This window comes from Pseudomonas sp. CHM02, from assembly GCF_000612585.1.
Classification (GTDB): Bacteria; Pseudomonadota; Gammaproteobacteria; order Pseudomonadales; family Pseudomonadaceae; genus Aquipseudomonas.
The window spans coordinates 16,598-33,691 of sequence record NZ_JFCA01000022.1; the positions used below are offsets into that span (position 1 = coordinate 16,598).

Below are 17,094 nucleotides of genomic sequence, written 5' to 3' on the forward strand. Positions count from 1 at the left end.
GGGTTACTCCTGAGCGATCTTGAGCGACACCGGCGGAACAAACCCTGGGTGACTGATGCGGTTGCGCTGCACGATCTCCCCAGCACGCGTGGAATCGCCAAAGCGCCTGTACGCAAGTACCAGGGCCGGGAGCGTTTCAGCGGGTGTCATGTCCACCAACCGCACACCAGATGCAGCCACGGCGGTCAGATGCTTTACCAGCACCTGCCGCATGGTGGTCAACGCTCGGTAGTGATCAGGATCAGCCTTGAGCGATGCCTGCCAAATGGCCTCATTGAGCGTGTCGCGCAACTCGATCACATCATCAGCCACCGGCACCTCTGGCCGATCCACCGGCGACACAGCTTGTTGATCGATCGCAGGCACCGAGTCCATCACCGCCGGGCGAATAGACACGGGCATCTCGCTGATGATTAAACCGACCTGCACCAACAGGGCGTCCTGCACCAGATCGGCAGTGGCCTGGGCCATGGCACTGGTGTCCACCCCATTGGCCTGGGTGACCGTGTTGATATCGGTCACAGCCGACGTGTGTTGCGATGCGGTGGCCACCGTTGCGCGGTAGCTGGAACCGGGACTGGAAAAATCCAGCCCGGTGAAGTCGCTGAAATAGCTGGAGAACAAGCCCCCCAGCGCGCCGGGCGAGTTGATCAGGGACTGCACGAAACCACTGAGGTTGGTGAACAATCCCACCAGCGGAGCGAACTGGCGCTGGATCGCGCCATAGACGCCCGACAAGCTGTTGCGCAACCCGATGACACTGAGCCGCGCTTTGTCGATCTTTTCCATTGCCGTCTTGTACCGGGCCAGGGCTGAGTCCAATAGCCCTTCCGAAGACTTGACCACCTGTTGCCGAGTGTTCGCCGTGGCCGTGGGAAACTTGCGCGGCGTGTCGGGGTAGAACGTCAGTTCAAACCTGGCGACGCCGCCCTCCCGACGATCATGAGTCAGCTCACATTCCCCGGCCTTTACCAGCATTCGGCCAAGCCAGGGATGCACCAGCTCGCCGGAGCCCTCCGTCTGCAAAGCCTCTTGCAGCTTGTCGCGCCGCTCAAAGCAATCGTCGCCGATCACCCAGGCGCTCATCCGATGGACTTGCGCCTGTTTGCCCAGGGCTTCGAAGTAGGGTTCGTCCCGCTGTGGGAATTCATGCAGCTGGCCTTTCTGACCGACCGGCACGGCGGCCTGCTCGATCAGAAAGCTGATGCCCCGGTACGATGCGAGCAGCAGCTGATCACGCCACGTTTGTTCCATTGGCTACCTCTGCGTGCCGACTGTACGCTGGCCGATATTGGGTTTTATGGTCAGGCCGCGTTGGTTGGTTTGCGACTGTTCCACGGTCGTGCCTGGCGGCGCGCCGTTGAGGTTGATGTCGATTTTGCCATTGAGGTTCTGTGCATTGGCAGCGGCGGTTTGCTGCAACAAGCTACCCGGTGCAGCCATCTTGCTGGGGGCCTGCAGCAACTGGCCGGGATTGATACCCAGCTGGGAGTTGTTAGCCAACTGGCGGCTCTGGGCCATCTGCACTGCATTCGCCTGAAGGAACTCACCAGTGCCGCCGCCGACGCCCGCATTGCGCAATCGCTGCTGATCGGCAAAGGCGTTGGCCTTGCTGGTGGCGGTTTCGATGAGCCCGTCACCACCCTCCCCGCCGCCGAAAAACTTCATCATGGGCTCAATGATTGGACGCAGTTTTTCCCACAGGTTCTTGAACCATGCACTGATCGGTTCCCAGTTCCTCACGATGTACCCCAACGGCGACCAATCGAACATCGTTTTGAGGAAGTCCATGACCGGTACAGAGAGCGCAACAACCACTCCCCATAGCGCCTTGAAAAAGCCCGTCAAAGGCTCCCAGTTCGACATAATCAAACCGATGGGCGTCCACGAGGCAAACGTCTTGAACATCTCCCAGGCAGCCATGGTAGGGCCTTTGATCTTGGCCCAGATGGCCTGAAAGTACGGGGCAATCGCTGACCAGTTTGCGACGATGAGCCCAGCTGCCAGCGCGATGCCGGATGCTACTAGGCCGATGGGATTGGCTTTCAACGCAAACGAAAGCAGCTTGGTAGCCACGATCGTCGAAACTATACCAAGCCGCAGCGCCGTGAAGGCAATCCCGGCAGCCGCAACACCCCGCACCACTTCGGGGTTAGCCTCTATCAGCTTCGCAAACTGAACTACCATCGGCCGAACTGCGTCCACGACCGCGTTGACGGCAGGCAACATTGCATTGCCGATCGCCTTGGACACGTTGGTAGTTGCGTTTCGCAGAAGCCCCAGGTTGTTCTCAGTTGTTGCCGCGCGAGCCGCGTATTCCTTTTCCATCGAGCCCGCGTAAAGCGAAGCATCACCCACCTTGTTGAGGTTGCCTTTGAGCAAGTCGAGGTTGGAGACCAGTGACACGATTGAGGTAACCGACTCTGAACCGAACAACTCGGTCAGCAGGCCAACACGCGATGCAGCATCAACCTTTCCGATCCGCTCCAGGATGTTCAAGATGGTGCCCTGAGCGTCGGTCTGCATCGACTTCGCCACTTGCTTGGAGTCCAGACGAATAGCCTTGAACGCCTGCGACTGAGCCTTCGTCGCCGACGCCCCTTTAGTCATCGCCAACATGAAATTCTTGATGCCTGTAGCCGCGACCTCCTGCTCCACGCCCACTCCGGCCATTGTTGCACCGAGTGCTGCGATCTGACCCGATGCAAGCCCCGCCACTTCGCCGAGGGGACCAATGCGGGTAACGATATCTGAGATTTTTTTGGTGTTTGCTGGACCGGTATTGCCCAAGTAGTTGATGCGATCGGCGAGATCCGTCACGCCGTCCTGCGTCAATTTGAACGACGTTCGCCAGGTCGCCATCATCTCCCCGCTTTGATCGGCAGTCTGGTCAAAAGCAATGCCCATTTTGACCGCGGATTCAGCGAAGCCCAGCAGCTCATTGCTGGCAAAACCAGCCTGACCTCCAGCGGCTACGATCTTGGCGATATCACCCGCAGCCATGGGCAGCACCTCTGACATCCGGGTGATGTCGTCACCCATTTGCTTAAATTGCTCCGGGCTTTTGAAGTTAACCACCTTGTTAACGTTCGCCATTTCGGATTCAAACTCGATGGCCGACCGCGTACCGATGGCAAAGGGCGCCGCCAGTGCGCCGCCAGTCACCAAATCCTTGATGCCGATTTTCCCCAAACCGGTTTTTTCCAGATTCTTCCTAAACGTCCCGACGTTCTTTTGAATTCCGGCAAGCTTCGGCGACAACTTGTCGACGCCGGTGATCAACGCCTTGAGCTGAAACTTATCCATGGTTATGCCTGCTGCGTTTTATTGATGCGCTGTGCGTGCTCCAGTGATTCACAGAGCACATCCAGGGGACGGGCCATCATCAGCTCAGGGTCTGTTTTCCAAAACCAAGCCAAGTCATAAGCGACGGCTATCAGGTCGGAGACTTCGCTGATGCCGCGTTCATGAAAAAACGGGTGACGGCCCAAGCGAGGTCGTTCAGGTCTGAAAGATCCAGCTGATTGACCGAGGAAGCCGGGATTGCAGCGCAAACAGCGATATATTTGGCCGCGACATCCGTGTCGATTTTTACCTCTTCGTCTTGACCGATCTTGTAGGGCAACGACTTTATCGCCCGCACCTCTTGAACTGTCGGCCGGCGGAGATTCAATTGGGTCACGGTCTCGCCGTGGGCTTCGATTGGGACTTGCAACGTTACTGTTAAGCTCATTGCCATGACCCCTTGATGCCATCGAATTGCAACTCAACAGTGCCGTCGTCAGCCTTGAACGAAGGCTCATCGACCAGGTACGCACCGGCCAGGACGTACACACGCCCGTTTTTGAACTCGGTCGTGACCGTCATATCGCGGCCATTCGCCAACGTTTTGATAGGAAAACCCGGCTCAAGGATCGCCGTCATCTTGACGTAAGGCGCCAACTCCTCTTCCTTGTAGAAGCCCGGAAAAATCGTTTCCCGCTTCACATCCATCAAAGGGGCTTCCGCGCCGCCGGTGATAGTCAGTTGGACGCCATCCACTTTTACGTAGGTGGTACCCGCCACTAATTGACCCATGGTCATAGTCTCCAGAATGCAAAAGCCCGCGCAGGGCGGGCCAGGGTTGGTCAGAAAATACGGCGAGGGGGATTAAGCGGCGTCGCTGTATTGCAGGCGGAACTGATTGAGCAACGCAAACACCCGCAACCCATTGATGTAATCAGGCGGGAACAACACGTTGACCCGGCTCGGGTCGTTACTGTCCCGCTCAACAATCAGATGCGCGGCGAACAGTTCGGCGTTTTCCACGTGGCCTTCCAACTCCAACTGCATGTACTGCGCGATCAGCTCGCCACGAATAGTGCTCGGAGTCACGATCGGCTGGCCGGCACCGAACCGGGTACCATCGTTGGCCAGCTTGTGGCGCCCGTACTTGCTGGTAATGACGCTCTGCATCCGACGAATGATAAACGCCGACTGGTGCATGGTCTCGCTGTCCAGGTAGGAGTTATCCGCCTGGCCGTAAGCGTTTTTCTGGTACGTGGTGATTGAGCGCTGGATGCGCACATAACCACCTTCGTAATACGCCGTGGCGATACCGTAGCTGAGCAACGACTGACGTTCCGTGAGCGTGAAACGCTCACTGGCCGGAGCAGGATCCAGACCTGGTAGGCTACCGCTTTGCGTCGGGCGGCTGGCATCAGCAGAGATGAACACCGCCGTACGCGCGGCCAACGTCGCAGCCTGCACCCAAAACGGCTGGGGCACACCTGCCTCCATTGCCTGGATCGTGACATGCTGATCATTGCGCGTCTGCCCTGCCGCAACCAGAGTGCCTAAGGTTCCGCGCTTGGCGGCGTACACATGGCCGAACAGTTGCTTGGCCCAACTCCAGCGGCCAACACTGTCATCCATCGCCCCCTTCCAGGCGTCCAAGGTGTTGGTGTCGGTCCACGGAACGCACAGAAACTCGAAAGGCTCATCGCCCAAAGCGGCCAGAGCGTCAACCTGGTCGGGCACACCGGCTCCCTGAGTCATTTTGGTCAGAACAACCGTGAGGCCCGCCGGAGTGACTTCGCCATTTGTTCTGCCCAGGCGGTTGAGTTGCAGGTTGATATCGTTGCCGCTCTCACCCTTCCACTTGCAGGTAAGGGTAACGACGCCTGCCGCTGCAACAGCGGTGACCGGTAGATCTTCCGTGGCGTTGATCTTCACCGCCAGCGCCGAGGCGGCGATGGCTGGTGTTGCGGCGGCGGTGACTGTTGCCTGTACACGCACGCCGCCGACGTACAGGTTCAGCAGTCCGGATTCCGTTGCAGCACCAGTGACCGTAACGGTAGCAGTGGCCACAACGCCTTCGTCATTTTGCAAGGGCAGGCACCACACCTCACCGACCGGGTCCACTTTGCGCCATGCTTCGTACATTGAGGCGAGCATCGAGCCGGCCCCGCCGATGCTATTCGCCAGGCCCAGGCTTGGTACCAGCACCAGACCGCCGATATTGTCACCGGCAGCATCACTGTTGACCTGGGCGACGATCAGCCGGCGCATTGCCGACGACGCCGTGTTAGCCGCCGAGTTGTCCATCTCCGCGTAAAACAGCGGTACCCGAATGTCGGCCGGGATATTGCTGAATCCAATAGCCATTATTTAGGCTCCTCGGGTTTCGCCGCCTTGGCGGCCTTGGTGGTGGTTTCAACGGTGATGTCGCCGTCTGCCAAGCGGCGGCGCCAATACGCGTTATCGGGAACCTCACGACCCGCGCCAGGCAACAGGTCGCCAGCCTCCGGGTCAGGCACGGCACGGCCAGCGGCCGGCACCACAGTGATGCGCTTGGTCATGGTGTTACATCTCCTGAGAATTTCACTTCGATGCGCCCATCCGGGCCAGGTCGTTGCAGGTTGGGGTCAGCAGGATCAATGCAGTCCATGTCAAAGTTGACGCCGGTAAATCCGGGCAACCCATCCAGTTCCAGTTCGTGCCAGGTCTCCGCAGGATCATTGGCCGCGTTCCGCCCGATCTGGAAGCGGGCCGAGAAGGTGAAGCGGTAGACCACTCGACTACGGTTGATGGAAAGCAGTTCGCCTCCCTCGTACTCGATCGGCGTGTATTCCGGGGCGGGCTTCCAGGCAATCAAGGCCCGCCAGATCTCCGCCCGGAATAGATGGGTGAGGTCCGCCGCCTCCTGGCCGCGCTCATCCCGGGTATCCACCACCAGAACAACGTCGAAAAAATCGGTGATTGCCTGGCGCAGACCATTCTGAACATCGTTTTCAGCGGCCTTGTCGGATACCGCGATCACGTACGCTGAGGGATGGCTCAGCTTTGCGCTGGCGGCAACCGCCTCGAAATCAATGCCACCCGCTACGCGACCTGAAAAACTTGGGCAGTACTGGCGCAGGTGAGCAACGATTGGGGAGATCTTCATGGGCGAATTCCAGGTAATAAAAAACCCCGCCGTGGCGAGGTTGTTTATTGAGTCGATATTGATCAGCTCTTTTTGAACTGCTCGACGATTGCAGAAACGTCGATGTCAGACGGCAATGGCAGTGGCGACACCTCAATCACGCTTTCGTTGGAAAACGTCGTTGAGGCTTTGCCACTTGCGGTGCCGTTGATGGATTTGAATTTACCACCAGCGTACTCCCAAACTTGAGGTGCGCTGGTTGCGCCTACGCGCACGCCAACGCAGCCAACGTAGGAGCGACTACCAATTACCTTTGGAGTGCAAGAAACCGATCCATCGGCATACACCTTGTGTTTCAGATACAGCAGCGTGATCTCGTCAATAGCGGCGCCCGGGGCTTCCTTTACCGTTGACTCGTCCGTTGCCTGCCGCGCAGCAACCGCGTTTTCATTCGCGGCCTGCCGGTCGCGATCAATCGTCGCCTGCGCCTGCTTTTGGGCCTCTGTAGGCTCGGGTGCGACCACAGCCAGAACAGCTGTTGCAACGACAATCCCGACAATGGCCCCCACCAGGTTGCCCGCAACCAAGCTCAGCTTGCCGCGTTTCCGTACAACAAGAACCCATACGGCAGCCCATATAGCCAGGCTTAAGGCCAACAACATCCCTTCCATCACAAACACTCCTTTAATGACGAAAAGGAAGCCTACAACATCTACAGGCAGTAAGTCATAGCGAAACAATCAGCCCAGTGCATCCGCAAAAGCTTGCGACAAAATCGCTCGCACAGCCGAGGAAGAGTCCTGCAGGGCGTCACTCATGTAGTTTGCCCGAGGCTCAATACGCCAGCCGTTGCTCTTGCGTTCAGCGACCAGAGCAGCGCGGGCGCCCTTACGGCGTCGGTTGCTCTTGCCGCTCCCGGCACCCGGTGCCAGCTTCTTGATACGACCACCCAACCGCACGCCGTAGTGCAGGTAAGCTGGATAGTATTCCGACATGGCACCTGTTTTGTAGGGCGCAATCTTCACCAGGAAGCCCGAGCGGGACACCTTGAAGTTGATCGAATCCAGCAAGGCCCCGGTGCGATTCACCGGGTAGCTTTCCTGGCCACGGGACAATGCCACGTTGAGCTGTGCTCGCTGCCGCACCAACTTGCCGGCTTTGCGCATTGCTGCGCGGATCTTCTTCTTGTCGAAGGCTTCGCGTTCGAACTTTTCGAAGCCTTCGATGTGAATGTATCCATCAACACCAACTGAGTTAGCCATATATCCCCCCACCAGGCTGAGCCGCGCCCAACTCCTCGACTTCCAGCAGCGTGTAGCGCCGAGTCCCATTCATATCAGCCACACGCTTCACCCGATAGATCGAGCCACCGTGAACAACCTCATGCGCATCACTCATGCCTTTCAAGTAATACAGGATGACGCGGTGGGTGATCTTCACCTCTGTCTGAACGCCATTAGCGTAGACAGCGGTGCCGACCGGCTCTATCTTCGCCCACCGCTGCTTCTGATCGGTGAACAGCGAATCGAGCCCCAGGTCAGGCGCCGGTGTGTCTGACCGCAATCGCAGGGTGATACGCCGGTCCAGTTCGCCGGCACTCGGTTCGCGCATTGCCATGGTCAGAACCTCGGCGGTACGGTGATCTCAGCCACCAGGTGATCAAGAAACGCTGACGGCAACTCAGAGAGTGTCTGTCCCACCAGGAACATTTCCGGGTGTCTGTAGATCGTCGCCGCCGCCATCAACAGCCAGTTGCGTACGCCGGGGTGGAGGCTTACATCCAGCCCCGCCTTGTAACGGATACGGAGCCGACCAACCGGCCGAGTTCCAGTGAAGTGCATGAAACTTTCCCGCTGATCCTGGCGCAGTTCGAAGGGGCCAACTTGCTCGACCCAGCCACCGTCGGCCTGCTGGGAGAACACCGAAACGATTTCGCTTGCCTGGCCAACATCGAGGGCATGCCCGCTCTGCCTGTCTGCGGGCCACTCTTCTTCGTAAACAGCACCGCGAATTGCCGCGCCTGTTTTCGACTCGCATTGAGTGGTGACGCCAGGGATGATGATTTGCTCGATCAGCTCCGGCGCCATGTCCTCCGGCTCGACACGACACTGAAACGCCACCTGCTCAAGCGTCAGGACCGGATCACCGAAGTACTCAATTCGACGGGCCATGACTTATGGCTTCTCGTCGATTTCTTCGTTTTCCTGCTCTTCCTGCTCTTCCTGCTCTTCCTGCTGCGATGGCTTTTGATCTGCAGGCTTTTTGGCCGCTGATTTCTTGCCAGCAGGCGTTTTGGCTGCTTTTCCACTGGCAGCCTTTTCTACGTAAAGCTTTGCTCGGCCTGACTCAATCAAGGCGTCTGCAGCGGCAGAGTCAAAACCAGCAACTTCCCCGACTGCGTATCCGCGCCAGCCCTGCTTGAATGTGACGATTTTCATATCGGTCATGATGTTACCTGCTCAAGAGGTAGGCCCCGCCAAGCGGCAGGGCCAAGGGGCTTACATACCGGCGCCCCAAGTGATGCCGGTACCCACAGAAATCGACTCGACGTGACGCGGGCCGAAGTCGTGCTTGCTGATCACGCGGATCAGGGTCTGATCACGCTGGAACGCGCTGACGGTATTACCAGCGCCATCCTTGTAGGAGGCCTCGGTGCTGATCGCAATCGCCAGCGTGGTGTCTTCACCGATGTAGCAGTCGGCGAAGTTCACGAAGTAGATCTCGGACTCGTTACCGCCGGCGCCCAGGTTGACCGGCACTTGAGTGGTCAGTGCCACTGGATAGCCCTTCAACATACCGCCGTCGATTTCTGGGTAGGCCTTGTTGCCATTGCCGTCGCGCAGCGATTGCAGCCAACGGATGGTGCGTGGCGCCATGATCCAGCCACAGCCCGCCAGGTCCACGTTGGCCCCTTCCAGGCGCAGCATCATGCCGCCCAGGTACAGGTCGACAATAGCGAGCGTTGCACCGGCAGGCGCACCCATCACGTTGCCAGGCAGGGCCCAGTAGCGCAGACCCTTCGGCAGCGAGCCGGTGCCAGCACCACGGATGAAGTGAAGATCTTCCGACAGACCCATGCTGACCGCGAGATCGCTGCTGACTTGGGAATCAATGCGCGGATTAACGCCCGCATACGCCAGCAGGTCATTGGAGATCGGCACGATCGCAGCCGCCTTCTTGGCGGACAGCTTGAGGTCACCGAACTGCATATCGGTGATCGCAATGTCTTCCTCGGTGCCCAGGTAGGTCACCTGAGTGTTACCCAGCACACGGGGCATGGTCAGGTTGCCATTGTTCAGCGGAAGGCTGATGGCTCCCATCTTGCGCACCACGGACTTAGGCCGCAGCGATTCGATAACACTGGTGCTGAAGTTCTCGGGCACCAGCACACCACCGGAGCCCGGAGTCACAGTGGAAAGCGCCATATGCACATCGGCGCCGTAACCGCCCGTCTTGGCCATTTCAGCAGCGACGTGCTGATTGCCGCCGGCCTGGACCATGAGGCGCACCATTTGCGCCATCGCAACACCCGGCTTCGTTGGTTCGCTGTGAACGCTGATATGAGTTGGGGAGCCTTTATTGCCCTGCGCACTTTCTTCGACAGGTACCGCAGTTGCTGCCGCAATACGCTCAGCGCTTTCAGCGCGAGTAATTTTCGCGGTCATTTCGTTGATCTGGGTTTCCAGCTGCGCAAACTGCGCCAGCTGCTCAACGTTCAGATTCCCGCCGCCCGATTCGATCTGGGCCAGTGCCTGGACCTGCTCAACCAGTTTGGCGCGTTCGCTACGCATTTGAAGTACAAGGGACATGGTGCCTCCTGGGCATTAAAAAACCCGCACAAGGCGGGCTTCGACGAGTGCCGCGAACGCGGTCAGCTCAGTGTTTGAAGATTCAGTGCAGCGGCGCGAACCGCGATGCGGCCACCCTGCCGGCTCGCCCGGCTCACAGCGACAGAATGGGAAAGATCATCAACGGCCTGTTGCGGGCTCTGCATTCGATCTGCCAGCCCAGCGGTGATGCCGGCCTGGCCACGATAAAGCCCGGCCTCGGTTGCCATGACCTGTTGTACGGACAGCCCCCGGTATTCGGCGACGGCGTTAACGAAGAGCTGGTAACTCTCCTGCACCACATCGTTGAGGTACTTGAGCGACTGGTCGCTTAAAGGTTCGTGAGGGCTGAGATCGTTTTTGTGTGCACCGGCGAACACAGTGGTCACCTTGACGCCCATGCCCTCCTCCATCTTGGAGCGGTCCATGTGGCTGGCAATGACGCCGATGGACCCGACACCACTGGTCTGACTCACTACCAGCTCACTACAGGCAGAGCCGAGCAGATAGCCACCGCTGTAGGCCATGAAGTTGACGATGCCTGTAATCGGTTTCTGCTGGGCCATCGCGCGGATATCGGCCGCCAGTTCGAAAGCCCCCACGGCAGAACCGCCTGGGCTGTCGATGTCGAGCACGATCCGCTCGACCATTGGGTCAGCAACAGCGTTGCGAATTTGCCCACGCAGCTGTTCATAGCTGGTCATCGTTTCGCACATGCCGATGTGGCTGCCGCGACTGACCAACACGCCGCTGACAGGAATCACCTCGATACCAGTGCGCGCGATTGCGGTTCGGCGCTCTTCTTCGCGCTGGGCGATGCGGTCCATTCCGTCATCCGACCACAGGCCGGGGGTACCCTGCCCACCGATGTTGACGATGTTCAAGCTCATTACCTGGTTGGCCCAGCGAACTCCTAGGTCCAACATATCAGGCATTACCAACAGCGGCTGGTTGAACAGCAGGCTTGAGGCTCTCAGGTAGTTTTTCATTGCGCCAGAATCCTCTCAATTTGTGCGTGCTGCATTTCGAGTTGCGCGCGCACCGCAGGGTTGGTCAAGTCGGCGCCGCTCTTGCCTGCGTCAACCATGTTCAGCGGCTGCATGTAGATGTCGCCACCGGTAACCGGCGGCATGTTCTCCAGACGCCGAATGTCGTTGGCACTCAGCCAGCCCCACTGCCGTCCAATGGCATAGGCTTCGTATCGGCTCTTCTGATCGCCGCGCAGTAACCCGGAGAGGTTGAACTCGATGAAGTAGTTGCGGCGGTCGGCCGGCAACAAGAAGTCGCGCATCATCGATTGTTCGTGACGCTTGACCCATGGCAGCAACGCGAACACCACGAACTGAATCATCAACTGCTCAAGGGTGTTGTAGTTGGATTTCTCCAGGTCGTTAACCATAGGCAGCGGGATCTTGTAGATCCGGGCGATATCGGTACCGGTGGTTTTGAGAATCCCCAGCACCTCAGCATCCACGTTGTTCATGGAGACAGGCTTAAAGGTCATACCCTCTTGCAGCAACGCCACCTTCTTGGCGTTGTCCATGCCACCGAACTTCTGGCCCCACTGGTCGACGATTTTGTCGATGCTGCCCTGGTCCTTGATCGCAGGCGCCTCGCGCGGCCGCTCGATCACGCCGGAGACCGTCACACCATTGGCAAAGCTCTTGCCCGTGTATTGCCTGACAGCCTGGGCCAAACCCAGCGAATCGGCGTGTACCTCAATCGGTGACAGGCCAACGTAGTGGTTCGTGCTGAACCACCGCACGTGATGAACCATGCGCATTGGCAACGCTTCGCCGCCACCGATCCGGTAGTACGGCAGCATGTCGCCGCCCTTGAGCACCTGTACTTTGTCGTTGCACAACGGCCAGAGCGCAACGATGTTGCCGTCGTCGCGACGGTCGATGAAGCTGTAACCGTTGCCACGCAAGCCAGCGGCGCCCTGCATGCACTCCATGAATTCATACGGAGTCTGAAAACCGTTTGGCTGATACCGCAGGACGTCATACGCGGGATGGTTGATCGCTGATTCGCGCTGGCCCTTGTCCAGGCGCTTGTACATCTCACAAGGCAACTGCCCCATGGTCTCGGCTAGCAACGTGACGCAGTTCTGCAGGATCGGCAAACCCAACGCTGACTCCGGTGTGACCTTCACCCCGGAGCTGTTACGACCGCTACCGATCAGGCCGCGCCAGAAACCACTACCCGTCTCCGTGAGGTTGCCGCGCCCTTCGCCGAGCACGCTTGAAAAGAACATGCTCAACCTCCTTTGGGTTTGGGTTGCGTTGCAGCAGCTGCGCGATCTGCCAGCCAGGACCAGGCAATAAGCCCGACACCCGCCACTACACACGCAGCGGGCACGTGGACCATCGCCACGCCGCCAACCAGCAGGCAGAAGCCCAGCAGGCCGGACAGCCAGGACAGAATGACCAGTTTCATATACCGACCCCTTCGTCGTAGATGGATTTACCACCAGCGCCGGCGGCTTTACCGCTGATGCCAGTGGCCATGATGCCGGCGACAATGCCGTCGATGCGGCCCGTAGCCTTGGCCTTGTCGGCCTTGCGGTTGTTGGCAGGGTCAGAAACGATTACCGCGTTGCCTGCGTTCCAGGTCATTACCGGGTTACCGTCGTGCCGGAGGGTTTCGACTGTCTCGCTTTCGACCAACTCCCACTCACTGGGGTCTAGGTCGATAACTTCGTCACCCTCGGGTTTGGGGGCCAAGCCCAGCAGGCGCCGCTCAAACTCATCTACGGCTGGGCCCATGTCCTTGTAGCCCTGGCCGAATCCCACCATCTCGGGCAGCGTGATGTCGTATTCCGACATCAGTTGCAGCAAGTCTTCGATCCGCCAACGGTCGTACGCAATGCGCTCCACGTCGAAGTAGGCAGTGATCGTGACAAGGCGCCGCAGTACGTGCAGTTTACTGATCGCCCGACCCGGCGTTGTTTCAAGGTGCCCGGCCTTGACCCACATAGCATAAGGCACCTTGTCGCGATCCTCGCGACCTTGCAGATCGTCGTCCGGTATCCAGAAGTACGGCAGCATCCGCCAGTGCGGATCGTGCGGCGCCGGCCAGAACAGCAGAACGAATGCCGTCAAGTCCGTGGTACTTGCGAGGTCGAGCCCGCCGACACAGCGCCGGTTGCGCAACATCCGCATCGGCACACGCTCTTCCGCTTGCTTCCATACCGCCCACGAAATCCATGGGGCGTCGGCCTGGGTCCACTCGCAAAAGTTCAGGCGCCGCACCACTGACTCTTGGGCCGGCAACCCCCGTGCGGCCTTCACCTGCTCGCGCAAGTACTTGCGACCCGGGATGCCATCGGCCTGGCCTTCGGCGACGTAATCGAGCGAGGGGTTGACCTTTGCCCAGCAACTTTCGTCTTTGAACGGATCGTCGTCTTTGTCGAGTGAACAGATGAAGGCGAAGAAGCTGTCGTCATCCTCAATGCCGGCGCAGATACGCACGCCTAGGTCGTGATACTGACCGCACACCGTCTTCTTATCGGAGCCGCTGTTGGTGATCATCACCACCATGGCCTTGCGGCGGTTCTTGGTACCGGCGCGCATCATGTTAACGGTGGCGGCGGTTTTGTGTTCGTGCACCTCATCAAGCAGGCCGATGTGAGGCCGTGGGCCTGACTTGCCTTCGTCGGCACTGATCGGACGGAAGAACGAATTGGTGTTGGGGTAGAACAGGTTCCACACCTTTTCGTCACGACCCGACTGCACCAGCCGTGATCGGAGCTTGGTGGACATGTCGACCATCGACACGGCGTCACGAAACAGGATCATTGCCTGGTCACGTTTGGTCGCAGCGGCATAGATCTCGGCGCGTTGCTCGCCATCCGACACCAATCCATACAGACCAATACCAGCCACCAGCGGGCTTTTTCCAGAGCCCTTACCGGTTTCGATGTAGCCCAAGCGGAAGCGGCGGAACCCGTCCACCGTCATCCAGCCGAACAGGCTGCCGATGACAAAGGCTTGCCACGGGGCCAGCAGGAACGGCAGGCCTTCGTAGTCGCCACCGTTGAGGCAAAGCACCTCTTCGAAAAAACCTATGGCTCGGTTGGCCTTGCCCAGATCCCAGATCAAGCCACGCGCTGGCCCGTGTTTGAGGTCTTGCAGGTGCCGCTTGCAGGCGTTGCGGACATCAGGACCGGCGACGATATCGCCAGCCAACACCGCCAGGGCAAACGCGCTGACGCGATCATCAGTTGAAGTACTTGTCTGCGGCGTCTCGTTGCTCATTGGGGAATAGCTCACCTTGCGGCGCCGGCGACGTTTTCAGATTGCGCCGGGACATAGGCGACAGGCCGAACTGGGCACCGGCGGCGTTGGCGCGCTTTTCGGCGTCGTTCGCGAGCTGGCGAAGGACGTGCATTTGCTGCGCGCCGGTTTTGAAGGTCTGGATGTCGCCGCCCAGGTCATCATCAGAAGCGGCGTTACGCTTCGTGATCAGCCGCTGGTACCGGCGCCAATCGGCGGTCGCCTGGCAATAGGTCGCCAGCGCCATCGAGTCCAATTTAGAAACGATGCCCAGCGAAATCAGCGCCGGTACCAGTTGCTCCCATTCGGCGATCGCATCAGCTGAAAGCACGTCCGGCATCGGCGGCGCACCAACCGGTACCGGCGGCGCCGCGACCTGCGCCAGAAGGTCACTAACATTTTCGCGGCCACGATTTCCTTGCAGTAATTTCAGCGCCGCCGGCGTTCCAGGGCGACCCGAGTTTCCGTTTCCGGCCATAAATACCCCTAACTTGTTGATACCCCCCCTCCCTCATTTATCCCGACGTTGCACACGACGGGGGGCGAGCGGTCTAGAAGAAATTTCGAAAAAGGTTTTTCACCCCCCCTACCCTCGGGAGTGCGCTTTTTTGGTGCGTTTTCGTCCCGTGGTCACCGGTTCCAGTGATGTCCAGGGTCCACCGGGCGACCGTCAGGGTTGCAGCCGGGGACCGTGCCGGTCCGCTCCATTCGCTGCTTGGTCGAGTCGTGGCAGAACTTGCAGAGGCTCGCCCAGTTCGCGGGATTCCAGAACAGCTTCCAGGCTGCCTTGATGCGCACCGGATCGCCGCTGTCCTTGGCGTCCTTGAGCTTGGGCGCGACCTTGTGGTCGACAACGCTGGCAGCGACGGGACGTTGATCAGTCGAGCACATCGTGCAATAGGGATTCTCACGCAGGTGACCGTCGCGGGACTTCTGCCACTTGTACCCATAACCGCGCTCGGTACTGCTGCCGCGACGGTCATCCGACACCCTGCTCATCAACCCACTCTCCACACCCGGGCCAGGTTGCCCGAGCTCTGGCACACCGACCCGACGAACACCGCCAGCAGCACCACCAGCGGCCACGAATTGCGCGGCATGATCAGCTGCCCCTTACCGATGTAAACAATCACCGCACCGGACGCCACCATCACCAGCCAGGCAAGGCAGCTCATGTCACGGCGGAACCGAGCGCCACGCCGCCGGAAGGTGAACAACCGAACGAACAGCGCCACGCACAACCAGAACGTGAACTGGGTTAGCATTTCCTGAATCACGTGACTATCCATCCTGCCTCCCATGCGGTTCGGCATCGATACCGCGTCGCTTGATGATGGCGAGTGCGACCGTGACCACCAGCACCGACGCACCGAATGCAGCTGGCCCGGAGTGCTTGAACGGCCGAATGCCCCACAACTCCAACTCGCCGAGGCTTGGGGCGAACAGATAGCCCATGACGAAGGACACCAAAAGGAACACCACCCGCTTCCAGACCGGCAACTCTTCGGTGGTGGTGAAGAACACCAGCGCACCGGCAAGTGCACCGATCACAGCGAGTGCATCAATTCCGGTAAACAACCCCGTTACAGCAGCACCGGCACCGCCGGCCACGACAACAGTTGCAGCCGTGCTCGCTGGCTCGCCCATGCTGATAACTCCATTGCAGACACCCATCGGGCAGAAAAAGAAAACCCCGCCGAAGCGGGGTTAAGTGGCCGGTCTAGGGAAACCGGGTAAAGCTGCACAGCACGTGCGAGGTCAGCGCCGAGGCGCAAATTCCATATCGTGGGGACTTTTTACCCCTCTCCGGAAAAACCGGAAAGGAGTGTTTTTCGGTTGATCTACTCGACGCACCTTTGACGCACGTTGACGCAACTTTGAGGTAAACCATCCAGACGAACGGCAGTCAGCAAGATCTGACGCGGGCTACAGCGGAAGCCCGGGTTAAATCAGTAACCGGCGACTTCACGCGTTTGTTCCGTGCCCGACCTGGCGCACTGCGTACCGTCAAGATCAACTGCACCTGCTGATGCAAAGCGTGGACCCAGTTCCTGTACGTTCGATCCGCGTCATCACCGAGTCCCAACAGTGGCAACTGGGATCGAACCGACAACGCTGGCCGAGGCAGATAACGGTTACGCGCTAGCGTCGCGAGCCACGCCCCTTTCTCCGACTGCCGCTCAAGTTGCGCAAGTGCCGCCGCGACCTCCAATGCCGCGTGATCCATCCCACCGCCCGTTGCCATCATCAAATCGCGAGACCCCGGCGTGCCGCGAGGGGCAGAGCCGCCCCATTCCATAATCGTCGCCATAGGGCTACCAAGACCGCCGCCGTCACCGACCTGGTTGAACTGGTTACCCCAATGCTGCATCAGCTCTTCGATTTCCTCGATCATCGCCCCGCTCCCCCGCTCAAAACCCAACCCGACACAAAAAACGCCATACCCAACACAAACCCAACACAGCTAAAACCCTTTAAATTCAATAGCTTCAATACAACTGTGTTGAGTGTGTTGGGTGTGTTGGGTTTAACGGTTCTCGCATAAGAAAAAAATCTTGCTGCCATGGATTCAAATAACGTCGCC

General features: G+C 59.1%; 22 protein-coding genes. All 22 read right to left on the reverse strand.

Annotated features, from left to right (window positions below; all coding sequences use genetic code 11):
- Positions 1–3: 3 nt before the first annotated feature.
- The 22 genes from BM70_RS0114240 to BM70_RS0114345 all read right to left on the reverse strand — a co-directional run bounded on the left by BM70_RS0114240 (position 4) and on the right by BM70_RS0114345 (position 16,905).
- Positions 4–1,254 carry a DNA circularization protein gene (locus BM70_RS0114240; RefSeq protein ID WP_025856625.1) on the reverse strand — a complete coding sequence of 417 codons (1,251 nt, stop codon included), beginning with the start codon at positions 1,252–1,254 and terminating at the stop codon, positions 4–6.
- Positions 1,255–1,257: 3 nt separating this feature from the next.
- Positions 1,258–3,306, reverse strand: a complete 2,049-nt coding sequence (locus tag BM70_RS0114245; RefSeq protein ID WP_025856626.1) for a phage tail tape measure protein — start codon at positions 3,304–3,306, stop codon at positions 1,258–1,260.
- A 130-nt stretch (positions 3,307–3,436) separates the two neighbouring features.
- Positions 3,437–3,733, reverse strand: coding sequence for a phage tail assembly protein (locus BM70_RS0114250; RefSeq protein WP_025856627.1), 297 nt, complete (start codon positions 3,731–3,733; stop codon positions 3,437–3,439).
- Entirely contained in the window at positions 3,730–4,077 is a 348-nt protein-coding gene (locus tag BM70_RS0114255; RefSeq protein WP_025856628.1) for a phage tail tube protein, read from the reverse strand. Before BM70_RS0114255 ends, BM70_RS0114250 begins: the two co-directional genes overlap by 4 nt.
- 72 nt (positions 4,078–4,149) lie before the next feature.
- Positions 4,150–5,646, reverse strand: a complete 1,497-nt coding sequence (locus BM70_RS0114260) for a phage tail sheath subtilisin-like domain-containing protein (RefSeq protein ID WP_025856629.1) — start codon at positions 5,644–5,646, stop codon at positions 4,150–4,152.
- Positions 5,646–5,840, reverse strand: coding sequence for a DUF2635 domain-containing protein (locus BM70_RS0114265; protein WP_025856630.1), 195 nt, complete (start codon positions 5,838–5,840; stop codon positions 5,646–5,648). Before BM70_RS0114265 ends, BM70_RS0114260 begins: the two co-directional genes overlap by 1 nt.
- Positions 5,837–6,427 carry a hypothetical protein gene (locus tag BM70_RS0114270; RefSeq protein WP_025856631.1) on the reverse strand — a complete coding sequence of 197 codons (591 nt, stop codon included), beginning with the start codon at positions 6,425–6,427 and terminating at the stop codon, positions 5,837–5,839. Before BM70_RS0114270 ends, BM70_RS0114265 begins: the two co-directional genes overlap by 4 nt.
- 62 nt (positions 6,428–6,489) lie before the next feature.
- Positions 6,490–7,077, reverse strand: coding sequence for a hypothetical protein (locus BM70_RS32385; RefSeq protein ID WP_081782071.1), 588 nt, complete (start codon positions 7,075–7,077; stop codon positions 6,490–6,492).
- A gap of 69 nt (positions 7,078–7,146) precedes the next feature.
- A complete protein-coding gene (locus tag BM70_RS0114280; RefSeq protein WP_025856632.1) occupies positions 7,147–7,668 on the reverse strand; it encodes an HK97 gp10 family phage protein in 522 nt (173 codons plus the stop codon).
- Entirely contained in the window at positions 7,661–8,023 is a 363-nt protein-coding gene (locus BM70_RS0114285; RefSeq protein ID WP_025856633.1) for a phage head closure protein, read from the reverse strand. Before BM70_RS0114285 ends, BM70_RS0114280 begins: the two co-directional genes overlap by 8 nt.
- A gap of 2 nt (positions 8,024–8,025) precedes the next feature.
- Positions 8,026–8,577: a hypothetical protein gene (locus BM70_RS0114290; RefSeq protein WP_025856634.1), complete on the reverse strand. Its 552-nt coding sequence runs from the start codon at positions 8,575–8,577 to the stop codon at positions 8,026–8,028.
- A gap of 3 nt (positions 8,578–8,580) precedes the next feature.
- Positions 8,581–8,853, reverse strand: a complete 273-nt coding sequence (locus BM70_RS31285; RefSeq protein WP_025856635.1) for a hypothetical protein — start codon at positions 8,851–8,853, stop codon at positions 8,581–8,583.
- A 51-nt stretch (positions 8,854–8,904) separates the two neighbouring features.
- Positions 8,905–10,215: a phage major capsid protein gene (locus tag BM70_RS0114300; protein ID WP_025856636.1), complete on the reverse strand. Its 1,311-nt coding sequence runs from the start codon at positions 10,213–10,215 to the stop codon at positions 8,905–8,907.
- 62 nt (positions 10,216–10,277) lie between these two features.
- Positions 10,278–11,222, reverse strand: coding sequence for a S49 family peptidase (locus tag BM70_RS0114305; RefSeq protein ID WP_025856637.1), 945 nt, complete (start codon positions 11,220–11,222; stop codon positions 10,278–10,280).
- A complete protein-coding gene (locus tag BM70_RS0114310; RefSeq protein ID WP_025856638.1) occupies positions 11,219–12,490 on the reverse strand; it encodes a phage portal protein in 1,272 nt (423 codons plus the stop codon). The genes BM70_RS0114305 and BM70_RS0114310 overlap by 4 nt, the downstream gene beginning before the upstream one ends.
- A 2-nt stretch (positions 12,491–12,492) precedes the next feature.
- On the reverse strand, positions 12,493–12,672 hold the full coding sequence (locus BM70_RS0114315) for a hypothetical protein (RefSeq protein WP_025856639.1): 180 nt from the start codon (positions 12,670–12,672) through the stop codon (positions 12,493–12,495).
- The gene (locus tag BM70_RS0114320; protein ID WP_025856640.1) at positions 12,669–14,492 is read right to left on the reverse strand and encodes a terminase large subunit; all 1,824 of its coding nucleotides are present in this window, start codon (positions 14,490–14,492) and stop codon (positions 12,669–12,671) included. Before BM70_RS0114320 ends, BM70_RS0114315 begins: the two co-directional genes overlap by 4 nt.
- Entirely contained in the window at positions 14,455–14,988 is a 534-nt protein-coding gene (locus tag BM70_RS0114325) for a phage terminase small subunit P27 family (protein WP_025856641.1), read from the reverse strand. Before BM70_RS0114325 ends, BM70_RS0114320 begins: the two co-directional genes overlap by 38 nt.
- Positions 14,989–15,140: 152 nt before the next feature.
- On the reverse strand, positions 15,141–15,509 hold the full coding sequence (locus tag BM70_RS0114330) for a hypothetical protein (RefSeq protein ID WP_025856642.1): 369 nt from the start codon (positions 15,507–15,509) through the stop codon (positions 15,141–15,143).
- Positions 15,509–15,799 carry a phage holin family protein gene (locus tag BM70_RS0114335; RefSeq protein WP_043274254.1) on the reverse strand — a complete coding sequence of 97 codons (291 nt, stop codon included), beginning with the start codon at positions 15,797–15,799 and terminating at the stop codon, positions 15,509–15,511. Before BM70_RS0114335 ends, BM70_RS0114330 begins: the two co-directional genes overlap by 1 nt.
- Complete coding sequence (locus BM70_RS0114340; RefSeq protein ID WP_025856644.1) at positions 15,792–16,157, reverse strand: putative holin; 366 nt, start codon at positions 16,155–16,157, stop codon at positions 15,792–15,794. The genes BM70_RS0114335 and BM70_RS0114340 overlap by 8 nt, the downstream gene beginning before the upstream one ends.
- A gap of 259 nt (positions 16,158–16,416) precedes the next feature.
- On the reverse strand, positions 16,417–16,905 hold the full coding sequence (locus tag BM70_RS0114345; protein ID WP_025856645.1) for a hypothetical protein: 489 nt from the start codon (positions 16,903–16,905) through the stop codon (positions 16,417–16,419).
- Positions 16,906–17,094: the final 189 nt, after the last annotated feature.